14 protein-coding genes are annotated in these 15,074 nt (G+C 41.7%); 12 read left to right on the top strand and 2 right to left on the bottom strand.

Going from position 1 to position 15,074, the window contains the following annotated elements; genetic code table 11:
• The first annotated feature begins 5 nt into the window (after positions 1-5).
• The 11 genes from IJI01_RS11315 (at position 6) to IJI01_RS11265 (ending at position 10,244) form a co-directional block, all read left to right on the top strand.
• Entirely contained in the window at positions 6-1,454 is a 1,449-nt protein-coding gene (locus IJI01_RS11315; protein ID WP_292190268.1) for a nitrogenase component 1, read from the top strand.
• 19 nt (positions 1,455-1,473) lie between these two features.
• Positions 1,474-2,835, top strand: a complete 1,362-nt coding sequence (locus tag IJI01_RS11310) for a nitrogenase component 1 (RefSeq protein ID WP_292190265.1) — start codon at positions 1,474-1,476, stop codon at positions 2,833-2,835.
• Positions 2,836-2,855: 20 nt separating this feature from the next.
• Entirely contained in the window at positions 2,856-3,221 is a 366-nt protein-coding gene (locus IJI01_RS11305; RefSeq protein ID WP_292190262.1) for a NifB/NifX family molybdenum-iron cluster-binding protein, read from the top strand.
• Positions 3,222-3,935 (top strand): amino acid ABC transporter permease, encoded by a 714-nt coding sequence (locus IJI01_RS11300; protein ID WP_029231093.1) that lies wholly within the window; start codon positions 3,222-3,224, stop codon positions 3,933-3,935.
• On the top strand, positions 3,932-4,639 hold the full coding sequence (locus IJI01_RS11295; protein WP_292190259.1) for an amino acid ABC transporter permease: 708 nt from the start codon (positions 3,932-3,934) through the stop codon (positions 4,637-4,639). Before IJI01_RS11300 ends, IJI01_RS11295 begins: the two co-directional genes overlap by 4 nt.
• Positions 4,633-5,385 carry an amino acid ABC transporter ATP-binding protein gene (locus tag IJI01_RS11290; RefSeq protein ID WP_029231091.1) on the top strand — a complete coding sequence of 251 codons (753 nt, stop codon included), beginning with the start codon at positions 4,633-4,635 and terminating at the stop codon, positions 5,383-5,385. The genes IJI01_RS11295 and IJI01_RS11290 overlap by 7 nt, the downstream gene beginning before the upstream one ends.
• A 31-nt stretch (positions 5,386-5,416) precedes the next feature.
• Positions 5,417-6,343: a transporter substrate-binding domain-containing protein gene (locus tag IJI01_RS11285; RefSeq protein WP_292190256.1), complete on the top strand. Its 927-nt coding sequence runs from the start codon at positions 5,417-5,419 to the stop codon at positions 6,341-6,343.
• 30 nt (positions 6,344-6,373) lie between these two features.
• On the top strand, positions 6,374-6,988 hold the full coding sequence (locus IJI01_RS11280) for a hypothetical protein (RefSeq protein ID WP_029231089.1): 615 nt from the start codon (positions 6,374-6,376) through the stop codon (positions 6,986-6,988).
• Between the two features lie 7 nt (positions 6,989-6,995).
• Positions 6,996-8,156 carry a trans-sulfuration enzyme family protein gene (locus IJI01_RS11275; RefSeq protein ID WP_292190249.1) on the top strand — a complete coding sequence of 387 codons (1,161 nt, stop codon included), beginning with the start codon at positions 6,996-6,998 and terminating at the stop codon, positions 8,154-8,156.
• Positions 8,157-8,176: 20 nt separating this feature from the next.
• Positions 8,177-9,799: an L-serine ammonia-lyase, iron-sulfur-dependent, subunit alpha gene (locus IJI01_RS11270; RefSeq protein WP_292190243.1), complete on the top strand. Its 1,623-nt coding sequence runs from the start codon at positions 8,177-8,179 to the stop codon at positions 9,797-9,799.
• 94 nt (positions 9,800-9,893) lie between these two features.
• Positions 9,894-10,244 (top strand): PilZ domain-containing protein, encoded by a 351-nt coding sequence (locus IJI01_RS11265; protein WP_292190240.1) that lies wholly within the window; start codon positions 9,894-9,896, stop codon positions 10,242-10,244.
• A 53-nt stretch (positions 10,245-10,297) separates the two neighbouring features.
• Here IJI01_RS11265 and aroA read toward each other — a convergent pair whose 3' ends face one another.
• Together aroA and IJI01_RS11255 are read right to left on the bottom strand one after the other, a co-directional pair.
• Positions 10,298-11,626 carry a 3-phosphoshikimate 1-carboxyvinyltransferase gene (aroA, locus tag IJI01_RS11260; RefSeq protein WP_292190236.1) on the bottom strand — a complete coding sequence of 443 codons (1,329 nt, stop codon included), beginning with the start codon at positions 11,624-11,626 and terminating at the stop codon, positions 10,298-10,300.
• A 16-nt stretch (positions 11,627-11,642) separates the two neighbouring features.
• Positions 11,643-12,746 (bottom strand): prephenate dehydrogenase, encoded by a 1,104-nt coding sequence (locus IJI01_RS11255; RefSeq protein WP_292190233.1) that lies wholly within the window; start codon positions 12,744-12,746, stop codon positions 11,643-11,645.
• A gap of 181 nt (positions 12,747-12,927) precedes the next feature.
• On the opposite strand from IJI01_RS11255, the gene IJI01_RS11250 reads away from it, so the two are divergent.
• The gene (locus IJI01_RS11250; protein WP_292190230.1) at positions 12,928-15,072 is read left to right on the top strand and encodes a GGDEF domain-containing protein; all 2,145 of its coding nucleotides are present in this window, start codon (positions 12,928-12,930) and stop codon (positions 15,070-15,072) included.
• The last annotated feature ends 2 nt before the right edge of the window (positions 15,073-15,074 follow it).

Below are 15,074 nucleotides of genomic sequence, written 5' to 3'. Positions count from 1 at the left end.
CAAAGATGAGTAATAGCCTTACAACAGAAGTAGAAGTAAGAGAAAGAAGACTTAAATCAATAATATCTTTTGCTGGAAAAGCCAGTGAACTTCAGGCTGGCGCAGTTTCTCAGAAAAAGGTCGAGCAGCCAAGATGCTTTTCACAGTGTAGTGACTGTGCGCAGATGAGAGCTGGAACTATCTGTAGCCACATTAGAGATGCAGCAGTAGTTGTTCATTCACCAATGGGATGCTTTGCCAATAATCCGGCAAACGATGAGATAAATAAAAGCGGATCTCTTGGAAGAGGTCAAAAGCCCTTTAAGACAAATGTTGTATGTAGCAACATTTCAGAAAAAGAGACAATCTACGGAGGCCTCAAGAAATTAAGAGAAGCAATTGATGAAGCCTATAAGAGATTCCATCCGTCAGCTATATTTGTTCAGTCTTCCTGTGCAGCTGGTATCGTCGGTGACGACATCGAGAGTGTTGCAGATGAGAAACAGGCTGAATATGGAATTCCAGTAGTTCCTGTCTACTGCGAAGGCTTTAAATCAAAGGTATGGTCATCAGGTTTTGATGCTGGCTACCACGCTCTTTTAAAGAGAATAGTCAAAGAACCTGAAAAGAAACAGCCAGATCTTGTTAATATCTTTAACTTCATGGGATCAGATACCTTTTCAGAAATTCTTGGGAAAATAGGACTCAGGCCTAATTACCTGGTTCCTTTGGCAGATATTGATACCATAGCCAGAATGACAGAAGCAGCATGTTCTACAAGTATCTGCGAAACACTTGGAACATATATTACAGATGTCCTTGAGAAACAGTACGGTGTGCCTCATGTACATGCTACAGCTCCTTATGGAATAAAGTGGACTGATGCCTGGTATAGAGAAGTGGCAAGGCTTACAGGTAAGTCAGACATAGTTGAAGAAGTTATTGCCAAGGAACACGAGAGAATAGCTCCTAAGCTTGAAGAACTTAGAAAAGAGCTTAAGGGACTTAGGATATATATCTACGCTGGTGATTCCTACGCTCACAACATGGCCAGCATAGCTTCTGATCTTGGAATAGAGATAGCAGGTATCACAACTCTTCACCATGATATGAAGACAGATGGAGAGCCTGTAGAGCACAGTTCTCTTCAGGAGATGATAAATGTAGCCGGAGACATAGAGCATTTTTCAGTATGTGAGAAACAGCCTTATGAAGTTATCAAGATACTTAAACAAGTTAAGCCGGATGTTGTAATCATCAGACATATGCATTTGCCGGCGCTGTCAGCTAAGCTTGGAATTCCATCAATTCTGGAAGGAGAAGTAAATGTATCTGCTGGATATGACGGAATCATAACTCTTGGTGAGAGACTTAAGAACATCAGAAAGTTTAAGAGAGTTCTGACTACACTTGAAGAATACAATGAATTCCCATATACCAAGCAGTGGCTTGAGGATGAAAGACTATTTATTTAACTGGTGAGGAGATAACGCGATGGGCGGAATTATACAAGAAGCTAAATATTCATGCGCGCTTGGTTCGCAGCAGTCCGTGCTTGCAATACCACGTGCCATACCAATCATACATGCAGGTCCTGGCTGTAGTGCCAGACAGTTCTCATATCTGAGTGCAGGAGCTGGATATCAGGGAGAAGGCTACGCAGGTGGAGCACAGATTCCATGTACTAATTCAACTCAGAATGAAGTTGTATTTGGAGGAGAAAAAAAGCTTGGCAAGCTGATTGATGCAACTTTGGATGTCATGGATGGCGATCTGTATGTCGTAATGTCAGGATGCACTGCAGGAATTGTCGGAGACGATGTAAAGCAGGTAGCTGAGGATCATTCTACCAAAGAAAAAAAGGTAATTGGAGTAGATACAGCCGGCTTTAGAGGCAATAACTACAAGGGCCATAATCTTGTTCTTGAGGCACTCATAGAGCAGTTTGTAGGCGACGTAGACGAAGAAATAGAGCCGGAAAAAGGACTTGTAAATGTCTTTTCAGTAGTACCTTATCAGGATGTTTATTGGAGAGGCGACCTGGAAGAAATAAAGAGAATCCTCACTGGAATAGGACTTAAGGTTAATATTCTCTTTGGATATGGTTCAGAAGGCGTTTCAGAGTGGAAGAATATTCCAAATGCGCAGCTTAATATAGTTCTTTCTCCATGGGTTGGTTTATCAGCAGCCAAGCTCTGTCAGAGAAAATATGGAACACCATTTCTTCATGAGCCGGTGCTTCCTGTTGGACTTAAGGCTACAAGCGCATTCCTTAGAAGAGTAGGAGAGGCTCTTGAGCTTGATACTGATAAGGTAGAAAGTTTCATTAAGTATGAGGAAAAGAGATACAAGAAGTACTTCGTTTCAATCGGCGATTTCCTGGCTGACTATTCTTCTTATATTCCATTTGATGCGTATGTATCCGCTGATGATATTTACGGTGTTGGAATATCAGATTTCCTTGAAAATGAACTTGGAATAGAGGTAGTTAAGTTCTATGACAGCTCAGAACCTAACAATGCATCCAAGGATCGGATCAAGGAAAAGCTTGAGAGCATCAAGGAAGGTCTTGGAGAGAGAGTTGTATTCGAAGGAGATAATGCTCTTATCAAAGAGGATATCAAAAGGAACATTGATGAGAGAAAAACAAAATCTGTAATCTTTGGATCCAGCTGGGACAGAGAACTTGCTTATAACACCAAGAGCGTTCTGATCTATCTGAGTGTACCGATTCTTGAAAAAGTAATCGTCAGCAAATCTTATGTTGGATATAACGGAGGCTTACAGCTCATAGAGGACCTATATTCCGGAGTATTGAATAAAGGCTTCATAGCACATACAACAGTTGAGAAATAAAGCTTAGGAAGTGTGTAAATGTGGAGAATACATTAGTTGCAGTAGGATATGACAATGACCCAAATACAAAAGTTTCTTTTAGAGAAATAAAGAATGCTGCCATCTATGAATTAAGCGATGACAACATACAGCAGATAGATAACAGAACACTTCCTGATGTCGCAGCTTATCCGGTACCGGATGGAGGCGGATGTGCAGGAAGGAATGATGAATACGTAAACGCTATAGCCGACGTCCTTCATGATTGTGAGTATCTTTTGCTAAAAGAGGTCGGTGCATATCCATCAAGAGTCCTCTTAAGGAGAGGAATACAGACTCTTGAACAGGAAGGTGATATAGAAAGCCTCCTGATCAAAATCCAACAATACTTAAAGGCGAGACGTTAAATGAGAACAATAAACCTATCAAGAATACTGGAATATTTTTTAAAATCACTGCCTAATCTACGGGTTACATTAACTTATGTTTTCTTCTCATTGATTCTGGGCTTTGCTCTTGGAGGACTGATAGCAAAAGGAAGAATGAGCAGGAACAAGGCGATATCGGCACTGGCGCAGGGTTATGTAACATTGGTCAGATCCACACCTTCGATCATTTTGCTGTTTCTGGTGTTTTATGGACTGTCAGCAGTTACTACAGGCGCGTTTAACATATTTTTAAACAGCCTTCCTACGGTGGTATTCGTCATTATTACCTTTACTATCAACATTGGGGCATCTTCATCTGAGATTATCAGAAGTGCTTACAACTCAGTCAGTAAGGGACAGCTGGAAGCAGCTTTATCAGTTGGAATGACTCAGCTTCAGGCTTTTAACCACGTTTTACTTCCGCAGATGTTCAGGAACTCTATTCCTAACATCGGTAACACAATCATCTTCCTGATAAAGGAAGGAGCTCTGGCTTATGTAATAGGTCTTCGTGATGTGCTGGGGCAGGCATATTTCCTGTCAGCTCTTGATATGAATGCATATGCTCTTGATATGTGTGTTGCACTAACACTCATTTACTGGCCGATTACAGCTGGCCTTGAGAAGCTCTTTTCCGTTCTGGAGAAAAAACTTGAATATAAGCACGTCGTAGTCTTGGAGCAGAAAACATGAATGTAGATTGGAAATTTGTTATTGAAGCTTTCCCACAGGTTCTGGCATATTTGCCGGTGACCATAGAATTAACAGTTGTGGCTATGACCATTTCACTGATAATAGGGACCATATTTGCTTACATCAATTTCAAGAAGGTTAAGGTGGCATCACAGATCATCAGGACGTACATGTCACTTATAAGAGGAACACCGATTGTACTTCAGATATTTGTTATCTTTCACTTTGGACCATATCTTCTGACTGAAATGTTTCAAAAACTAAATATCCAGGCGGATGTCTATTCAATAAAGCCAATATATTATGCGTTTCTTGCACTATCTCTTTCAACAACCGTATCAATAGCTGAAGCGGTAAGAGCAGGACTTGAGAGCATAGATAAGGGACAGTTTGAATCGGGATTATCGGTTGGCATGACAGAGGGACAGGTGCTGTTTAACGTCGTTTTCCCTCAGGCATTTACAACAGCCTGGCCGGTTCTGGGAAATATTCTGGTAGGACTTATTAAGTCATCTTCCCTGGCATTTATGCTCTCTGTAGTGGAGATAACGGGTTATGCCAGAATTCTCGGAGGAGGAGTGCTCAGGTACTTTGAATCATATATATGCGTATTTTTCATCTATATAGTGGTCATTAAAATTACTGAGCTGATAATGAAAAAACTGGAAGAGACCAAATTGGTATATAGGAGAAGACAATGTTAAGTGTATCGAATGTACATAAGGCGTTTGGGGATAATGAAGTATTAAAGGGCGTTAGCTTTAGCGTTGAAAAAGGAGATGTGGTTGCGATTCTGGGATCGTCGGGATCAGGTAAGACAACACTTCTAAGGTGTCTTGAATTCTTTGAAAAAGCAGACCAGGGAACAATCAAAATAGGTGAAACACAGGCGGATCTGCACACGGCATCAAGGCAGAAGATACATGAGTTAAGGCAAAAGACATCCTTTGTATTTCAGAACTACAACCTTTTTAATAACAAGAATGCAATTGAAAATGTAGAGCTTGGTCTTACTAAAGGCCACGGAGTAAGTAAGGTTAGAGCCAAAGAAATAGCAAGGCGTTCACTTGAAGAAGTTGGTCTGGCAGACAGATTTGATTATTATCCAAGTGAATTATCAGGAGGACAGCAGCAAAGAGTCGCCATAGCAAGGGCGCTGGCCGTAGAACCTGAGGTGATATTTTTTGACGAACCTACATCAGCTCTCGACCCGGAGCTTGTAGGAGAAGTTCTTGAGACCATCAGTAAGCTGGCTAAAAAGGGTGTAACGATGGTAATCGTAACCCATGAGATGGCCTTTGCAAGAGACGTAGCTACCAAAGCTATTTATATGGACAAGGGAGTGATTGTTGAACAGGGAGAAGCCAAAGAGCTGTTCACACACCCAAAAGAAGAGAGAACTAGGCAGTTCCTATCAAGATTTCTTGAAGGATATGACTATGTTATATAAAAAATCATCACATCAAGAGGAGGAAGAAAAGATGAAAAAAAGAGTTTTAGGATTTGTTTTAACAGCAGCTATGACAGTGGTACTTGCAGGATGCGGACAGGCATCAAGCGCTTCTGCTACAGAAAAGGCAGCAGAACCAGTAAAGGAAGAAACTGCGCAGGCAGAGAATAAGACAGAAGATGCAGCTGGAAGCGGCGAGGTTCGCAAGATAAGAATTGCATCATCATCAAGCGCTGTTCCATTTTCTTACTACGATGAAAATGGTAACAAGACAGGATATGAGATTGAAGTGATTAAGCTTGTCGATGAAGCACTTCCACAGTATGAGTTTGAGTACTATGACGGAGAGCAGGAGGCTATTTACACAGGTCTTTCTACAGGTAAGTATGATATAGCTCTTACAAACGCTTACTATACAACTAAGAGAGCTGAGAACTACGAGATTCCAGAAAATCCTATCGGAGCATCACCGGCCGGACTTATCGTAAGCAAGGAAAATGCTGATATCACATCACTTGAGGCAGCAGCTACAGCAGGCCTTAAGCCGGCTCCATACCTGGCAGGTGATGGTAACACATATCAGTATCAGAAGTATAACGAAGAGCACCCTGACAATCAGCTTGAACTCTCATATACAAGTGATGAGAATGCATTTTCAAATGCGATTGTAGCTGTTGCTGAAGGAAGATATGGATGCCATCTTACACCTGTATCTAGATGGACTACAGTTATCGAGCCTGAAGATGGAGCACTTCATGAGTATTATGACAAGCTCTCATACACACCAGTTATCTCTATCAGTACTTTCCCAATCATTGCTAAAGGTGAGACACAGCTTACGCAGGATATTTCAGAGGTACTTGGCCAGCTTAAGGAAGATGGAACTCTTGAGAAAATCGCAACAGAGTTCTATGGATTCAACCCATTTGATCTGAATTCTACTCTTACAGAAGGATGAGCAGATTTAGATAATTAAGGAAGTGTTCGTATGAAGGACTACACCAAACTTTTTGAAAATTACGAAACTACGGCTGTTCCGCCCATGGATTTCAGACGTAAGGAAAGGGAGAGAGTCAGCTACTACAAGAGCGGAAGACTAAAGAGTATTTACCTGAATGAGCAGACTGACATTGAGACACCATGCGGAGTCATCCCTTGCGAGCTGATAACCTTTTATGAGAGCGGAGCTATCCGGAGAGTATTCCCAAGATATGGGGCAATAAGTGCATATTGGAGTTCCAAGGACGAAGCTTCTATTACCGAGAGGATGCGACTACAGATTGGAGACGCATCCTTTCTGGTTAAACCACAATGCATTCATTTCTATGAGAGTGGTGAATTATTGAGCTTTACAATATATGATCACGAGAAGCTTTTGGTGGATACCAGATACGGACAGATAACAACAAATGTAGGAGTCTCTTTTTACGAAGATGGTAAGATCAGATCTCTTGAGCCTGTGTTTGGTACGACCATCATGGTGGAGGGGAAAAAGATAGCGCCATTTAACTTCTTTGCCAATCATATGCATGCTGATAATAATTCGCTTGTTTTCGATAAAGAGGGGAAAATCATTTCTTATATTGGAATAGAAAAGAGGTAACAATAATATGTCGGAGCTAAATGTTGACTGTAACTGTAGAGAGAATACTTTGATAGCAAGAGGAAGTGGAATTTTTGATGAGACTGGTAGCATAAGCGTTCCTGTTTATAGAAGTGCAACTTACGTACATAGTTCTTTGGAACATGATCCAGAGGATTTTTCCTATGCCAGATGCAATACACCTACAAGGAGAGCTCTTGAAAAGCAGGTGGCATTACTCGAACACGGAGCAGATGCCCTTGCAGTAACAAGCGGTCTTGCAGCACTTGATGCGGTACTCAGACTCTTTGAACCAGGAGATAGGATAATTGTGTCCAGCGATCTCTATGGCGGAAGCTACAGACTATTTGATCAGGTGTACAGTAAGTACGGCTATCTGTTTTCATTTGTAGATACCTGGGATATAGAGGCAGTACGAGCTGCAGCTACAGATGATGTAAAGGGCTTTATCATAGAAACACCTTCCAATCCGATGCTAAGGATAAGTGATATCAAGGCTATTTCTCAAATAGCTCATGACAAGAATGCTCTTTTGATAGTAGATAATACATTCCTGTCACCTCTTTTACAAAAGCCTATAGAGCTTGGTGCAGATATTGTGATCCACAGTGCTACCAAGTTCCTGGCAGGGCACCACGATGTGCTGGCGGGAGTAATCGTAACAGCAACCAAAGAACTTAGAGAGAAATTATATTTTTATGTATTTGCTACAGGTAATCCATTATCTCCAGATGATTGTTGGCTGACTCTCAGAGGCATGGAGACTCTTTCTGTAAGGCTTGAAAGGCAGCAGCAAAACGCTAAGGTTTTAGCAGAATATCTTAAGAGCCTTCCAAATGTGAAAAGAGTTATCTATCCAGGGGATGAGGAGCACCCTGACCATGAACTTGCAAAGAGGCAGCAGGCTGGCTTTGGCAGTATGATCTCTTTTGAGATAAAAGATGCTTCTAAGGCGCCTTCATATTTTGGAAAATTCAAACTCATATATCAGGCTGGAAGTCTTGGAGGAGTTCAGTCGCTGATTAATCTTCCAAATGCTTCTCTTCAGCGCCCGATTCCTGAAGAACAGAGAAAGAGAACCGGGGTAACCGATGGAGTATTCAGATTATCTGTAGGAATTGAGGACGTGGAGGATCTGAAAGAGGATTTGAGACAGGCACTGGCATAATACAACTAGGGGAGAGGCATATGGCTAAAATTTTTTATCCGGATTTTTTTAATGACGTATTTGGACCTATAATGCAGCCGGGATCATCAGGAGGCTTTGCAGGCCCGGCAAGAATAGGTAATGTGGCAAGACATCTTATCAAGGAAGAGCCTAAAAAGGTTGTATTCTCGCTTCAACAGGAGGATATAGGCCGATTTAAGTCACTGGGGAATTTTATGACAGACAGAGGGTATCTTGGTGGTGTACAGGGCTTTGCCACAGATGATAAGAGACTTTTTGATGCTCACAGACTTGCCCAGGAGAAAAAACTATCCTATGAATTCAGACTTGATGATGGGAATTTTGGTTACTTTAGGGCAGTTAAGATAAATGTCTATGGAGAAAGCAGTCAGGGCGAGCTGATTGGGGCATCTGTAGGCGGAGGAATGATCAGGATATATGAAGCCTATGGTTATAAGCTTAACTGGCAGGCTGATACATTCGGAACATTGGTTATAGGTACTGATACAGATTTGGATAACCTGGTCTCCAAGTATATTGAGAAATTTGGTGATCATGTTGTAGAACATCGCATAGTCACAAATGCTGATGATAGAGAAGCTCTTTTCATAGAGACTGATATTGATATTTCTGATGTCGACGATATTCTGGCAGGAGGCGCTGGACAGACAGTGCATCTTCCAGCTGTCCTTCCAGTAGTTACTACTAAGGCCAAGAAGAAACAGCTCTTTACAACTGTTGAGGAGTGGAGGCAGGTTGCCAGTGACAGGGGAATATCTTTTCTTCAGGCTGCAATTGAGTATGAAAAGGATGCCTCTGGATGGAGTGAAGAAGAGATCTGGGCGTTCTTTATTAAGATAAGGGATATATTTGATAAGCAGATTCACAGCCTTGAGGAGCTTGACTACGATGCGGAGGATACACCTACACTTCCTATTTATGGCAAGCTGTGGAAGAAATATCTTGATGGAGGTAAGGTAATATCTGACTCTCTTACAAGACACATTTTAACTCATGCTTATGCCACCAATGCCAAGGTCCCCGGCTTTAAGATTGTTCCGGGCCCAATGGGAACTGGCGGCGGATATTTGTATTCAGCGCTTGATGCAGTAAGAGAGGACAGGGGCTTTAGCAGGGAAAGAGAGCTGGAAGCACTTGTGATCGCTGCGGCCCTGGGAGCATTGGCCTACACTCATACTAATGCTTCCGGTGACAGAGGCTGTATTGGAGAATCAGGAGTATGTAATGCCATGGCAGCTGGAGCAATTGCCTATCTGATCACGCCGGATGATCCACTAGTAGACGTTGGCATAGCAGTAGAGCGTGCAGCATCCATGGCTCTTCAGGCGAACATGGGACTTGTCTGCGATCCAATTCCAGGCGGCCTTGAATTCCCATGTATCACAAGGACTCTTAGGGCAGCAGTGACAGCTCCAATGTATGCTGAGATGGCAATTATCGGTATTGATCCACTGATTCCATACCATGAATGCCTTCAGGCAATGGAGAGACACTACAGATTGACACCTCCAGAGCGCCTGTGTGGTTCTGACTGCGGAACCTGCACAACACCTGCAGCTCAGAAGTGCAAGCAGTTCCTGAGCGACCTCATGGCAGATAATCTTAAATTTGAAGCTGTATAATCTTCATAGTACTTGCTGATGTGCATATATTGCGTTATTATGAATATAGATAACGAAATATAGTTGATTATCTATCATATCAGCGGGGGTAATTATGGAAGATAAGAGAAAACATAAAAGACTGGAACTTTCCGGAGAACTTCTTTTGAAGGAACTGGGCGGACCGGATAACGGTGAAGTGGCCGATATCGAAATCCATGACTGCTCGAGGGATGGAATTGGCTTTTCAACTGATAAGGCTCTTACCATTGGCAGCAACTATGAGGCTAACTTAACACTCTGGAACAAGGATAAGATACATGTGTTCATTCAGATCGTAAGAGCTGATAAAGAGGGTGATATCTTCAGATATGGCGGTATCTTTATTGGAATGCCAGATGCAGACCAGATGAGAATTCAGGTATATGAGACAGTTACTGATGAGCTTGAGCATCAGGGACATTAAGCTAATAAATATAAGGCTTTAGGAAATTTCTTCCTAAAGCCTTTTATAATTCATTACAGTAATCTCTGAAGATCTGAGAAGAAGGTAGGATATGAGATACCAACGCAGGCGTCATCCAGAATTCTTGTGGTGCCTTCTGCAGCCAGAGCAGCGATTGCAAAGCACATGGCAAGGCGGTGATCGTTATGAGTGTTGATATCGGCCCCGTGAAGAGGCTTACCACCATGAATTATCATACCGTCATCTGTTGCCTCAAGGTCAGCACCCATAGCCTTAAGGTTCTCAACAACAGTAGCGATTCTGTCTGATTCTTTTACCTTGAGCTCTGCTGCGTCCTTGATGATAGTATCACAGCCAGCTGTAGCAGCAAGAACTGCAACCATTGGAAGCTCATCTATCATTGTAGGGATGTCTTTACCACCGATCTCAAATTTATTGTTCTGATTGCCGTGGAGCTCACTGTGCTTAACAAGAATATCAGCACGAGGCTCACCGTCTTCATTGATGTTCATAAGAGTGATATCAGCACCCATCTGCTTGAGAATAGTCAGAATACCGCATCTTGTATTGTTAATGCCAACATTTCTGATAAGAAGCTCAGAACCAGGAACTATAAGGGCTGCAGCAATGAAATATGCGGCGGATGAAATGTCTCCAGGGACATTTATCTTGATGCCATGAAGTGGCATTCCAGGATTAAGTATAGCAGCAGCGCTACCATCTCTGGCTATTTCATTATGTACATCTGCACCAAAGGCAGAGAGCATTATCTCTGAGTGGTTTCTGGAAAGAGCTGGCTCATAAACTACGGTTTCTCCATCTGCATAAAGGCCGGCAAGGAGAATAGCTGATTTAACCTGAGCTGAAGCTATAGGGTTACGATAGTTGATTCCACGAAGCTTACGGCCTCCACCTATGTGAAGCGGAGCACAGTCATTACCAAGTACAGAGGAAATATCAGCGCCCATCTGAGAAAGAGGCTTGATGATACGGCTCATAGGTCTTTTCTCTATGGAGCTGTCGCCTGTAATGTTAGAATCAAAAGGCTGAGCAGCCAGAATACCTGACATAAGCCTTGTGGTGGTTCCGCTATTTCCTGTGTACAGAGTGGAATCAGCGGCTGTAAGGCCGTGGAGACCTCTTCCGTGAACAGTGATAGTTGGAACACCGTGAGTTGGTCTCATAGTGTGATCGATGATGATTCCAAGCTTTTTGAAGCACTCTATTGTTGAGAGGCAGTCTGCACTTTCAAGGAAACCTGTTATCTCGGTGGTGCCTTCTGCAAGGGCACCAAACATGATGCTCCTGTGAGAAATGGATTTATCTCCAGGAACGAAAACGTCGCCTTTTAATGGATGTTTAGCTTTTTCTAGTGATATCATTTGTGTTCTCCAATTGTCATCCCTGTGTCAGAACAACAGTGTATTCATTGCTTGTCAGTAGCTTAGTGGCCTGTTCCAGGTCTTTTCCGCTATGGAACTCAATTCGTAGAGTTCCTCGCTCATATTCCCTGTTATGTACAATTCCGATGTTTTTGATATTCACATTGTGGTCAGATAAAAGAACTGCAACGGCAGCCAGACGTCCAGGCTGATCGTCGATTTCTACGTGGAGCACATAAGTCTTCTGAATAGGACCACTTGTAAAGTCTGAGAAGGATTCTCTGTAGGTTCTGGCGGATGTAAAGAAATCCAGGAGCTTGTCCGGATCATGATCCTCTACAGCCAGTTTGATCTCTATAAGTGAATCAATAAGGTGCTCTAAGAGCCCTGAAATATTCTCTGAGTTGGTATTACAGATCTGCTGCCACATGACAGGAGAGGAGGAGGAAATCCTGGTGATATCCTTAAAGCCTCCAGCTGCAATTGTCTTCATCAGATGGTCCTCGTTGTCGCTGTTTTTGACAAGATTAACAAGCGCTGCTGACAGTACGTGAGGAACATGGCTGATGGCGGCTGTAGCATAGTCGTGCTGAAGATATGGAACAACAAGAGGAATAGCTCCCATTTTTTTAACAAGCAGGTAGTAATCCTCAAGACGCTCTTTCTGACATGAATCAGTTTTGGTCAGGATATAATAGGCATTTTCCAAAAGAGATGCCTTGGAGTTCTGATAACCGATTCGCTCTGTTCCAGTCATTGGATGACCACCTATAAACTGCTTCTCGATTCCAAGTTCTCTAACTTTTTCATGAATGCTGTTCTTGACACTTCCGATATCTGTAACAGTAGTTTTAAGACTAAGATAGGGCATCAGAAGCTCTAAATTATCATTGTTGATCTCAACAGGAGCGCACAGGAAAATGTAATCGCAATCTGTAAATTCTGGTCCGATCCTGTCAAGCGCTACATCAATAGTTCCTTCTTCCTTGGCAGCATCAACAGTTGATCTGTGAGGCGTGTAAGCAATAATCTTACAATCAGGCTCGGCATTCTTTATTGCTCTGGCCATAGAACCGCCGATAAGTCCCAAGCCAACAAAACCGTATATTCTAGTATCCATAAAGGTAAAAATCCCCTTAACAAAGCATATTTGTGCAACATCAACTATAACACTTCAAAGTGTTAAAGTCAACGCGTAAAAAGGTTAATTCGTGAATGAATATTTAATATTAAAATAATAATTTAACGTAATATTGCATGTTAAAATGATATATGAGTGGTAGTATGCATAGGAGTATATTATGCAGGAAAACAAAAAACATTTTGGGATAAACAAAATAGTAGGCTGTGTATATGCGGCTTTTGTTCTTATTGTTTCTGTGGTTTCGCTTATCAATTCGGATGCGTTCAGTCGCAGTTATTTGCCTGAAATGACTGACTATAATTCTGAATGGCTTGATGAGTATGGAAACGTTTATGAGATAGACGATCTCAATGTAAAAGACTTTGAGAACAGTATTATTCTAACAAAAAAACTCCCGTATTACATTTTTGATGGAGATTGCATCTGTTTTGAATCCAGAAACGTAAATATAAAGGTTTCTGTTGGTAAGAGAAGAGTATATGATTTTAATTCTGTTGAGAACATAACAGGAAAAGGCTATGGAGTAGCTTTTCATGCTGTGGGACTTTCCAGAGAGGATGCTGGAAAGACTATAACCATGCAGATTGAAAGACTTGTAGATAGAGATATATCAGGACAGATATATAGAGCATATCTGGGAAAACCAGCTGATTATATCAGGCGATTTATTTATGACAGAGCTTCGCTTGTTGTGACTTCAACACTGATCATATTCTTTGGATTGCTGCTGGTTGTTTTGTGGATGGGAATTCCAGATAAATCCAGGTCTCCATATAATGTTCTGGCTCTAGGTGCAGCCGCATTTGTAGTAGGTATTTGGTGCCTTATTAATTCCAATATTGTTCAGCTCCTGTCGGGGCATTATTATTTCTGGCGAATCGTAGGAACACTCTCAATTCCTATGTTGGGCTATCCTTTTGTCGTGTTTGTAAATTCCCTCACTAAGTTAAATAGGAGTAGATACAACGTGGTATCTGGCTTTATCTCCATATTATCGCTGATAGCTATGGTGGTGCTGCGCTATGTAGCAGATCTGGATATGATGAGGTCAGATGGCTGGTTTGCTGCTGGTGGCGTAGTGCTCGATGTTTCTATTCTGGCGATACTTCTTATTGAAAACAATATATATTGCAAGAAGCTTGAAATCCCTTCGGGTCTTCAGACCTTTAAGGTGGCAACCTGCATTCTTTTAGTGATGATGATATTTGACGTCATCATGTGGAGATATAACACGGAAATGCAGGATTCTTATGGCGCCTTCATGCGCGTTGGAATAGTAATCTTTATAGTTATCATGATCCTTCAATTTGTAAAATGGTGGACCAACGATCAGGTTGCTATCAACAGAGACAGATTCATAAACAGATCGCTTCAGTTTGCTGCCAATTCCAGAAATCCTATAGAGAGTATCAAGCTTCTTTTGGAGTATTTAGGTAAAGAACTACAGGCTAAGAGAACTTATATTTTTGAAATGAATGAAAATGGTGGTATGTCTCAAACCTATGAGTGGTTCAAGGATGGACTTACTCCTATGGAAAAAGAGATTGAGACTTTACCAACGGATAAAGAAATGGAGCAGCTTCATCAGAAGATTATGTCAGCTGCTGGCAACTGTTTTGTTATAAACAACGCTGACGAGGTTAAAGAATTGTCACCATTTTTGTATGACATGATGCAGAAGGGTAATCTATCCAATGCAGTTTTCAGTCCGATCAAATCAGGTGATACTTCTATTGGTTTTGTCGGTATCAGCGATATTCCTAAGGATGCAATTAGTAGCGTATATGAGGTTATGAGGATTCTGCCGTATTTCATGGCTCAGTTTATAAATCAGCGCAAAGAGCAGGATAGGATCATCTATTTCAGCTATCATGATTCTCTTTCGGGAGCCAAGAATCGTATTGCTTTAAAAGAATTTACGGAAGAAAAGCTTGATATGGCCCAGACCTTTGGTTATGTCCTCTGCGAGATAGAAAATCTAAAGGAAATAAATACAAAAATGGGACATGATATCGGAGATGAGATGGTTAGAAATACAGCTCAGAGCCTGATTGAAGCCTTTGGCGATGAGAATGTATACAGACTATCTGGTGAAACCTTTGTGGCGTTTGGTTTTGAAAGTGATGAGACATACTTTGACAATGATGTACAACGGGCTAAGCGACTGCTTGGTGAGAAAGAATGTCAGGCAACGGTGGCAGCTGTCTTTTGCTCTAATGGTGCAACTGATATTCAGGTAGTTATAAAGTATACCTTTGAGCTTTTGGAAAACGAGAAAACAGAGTTGGATAAAGGAGTATAAGT

This window comes from Butyrivibrio sp., from assembly GCF_017433805.1.
In the GTDB taxonomy this organism is placed as follows: Bacteria; Bacillota; Clostridia; order Lachnospirales; family Lachnospiraceae; genus Butyrivibrio.
Note: the sequence above shows the minus strand (reverse complement) of the source record. Positions and strands in the feature narration are given on the sequence as shown.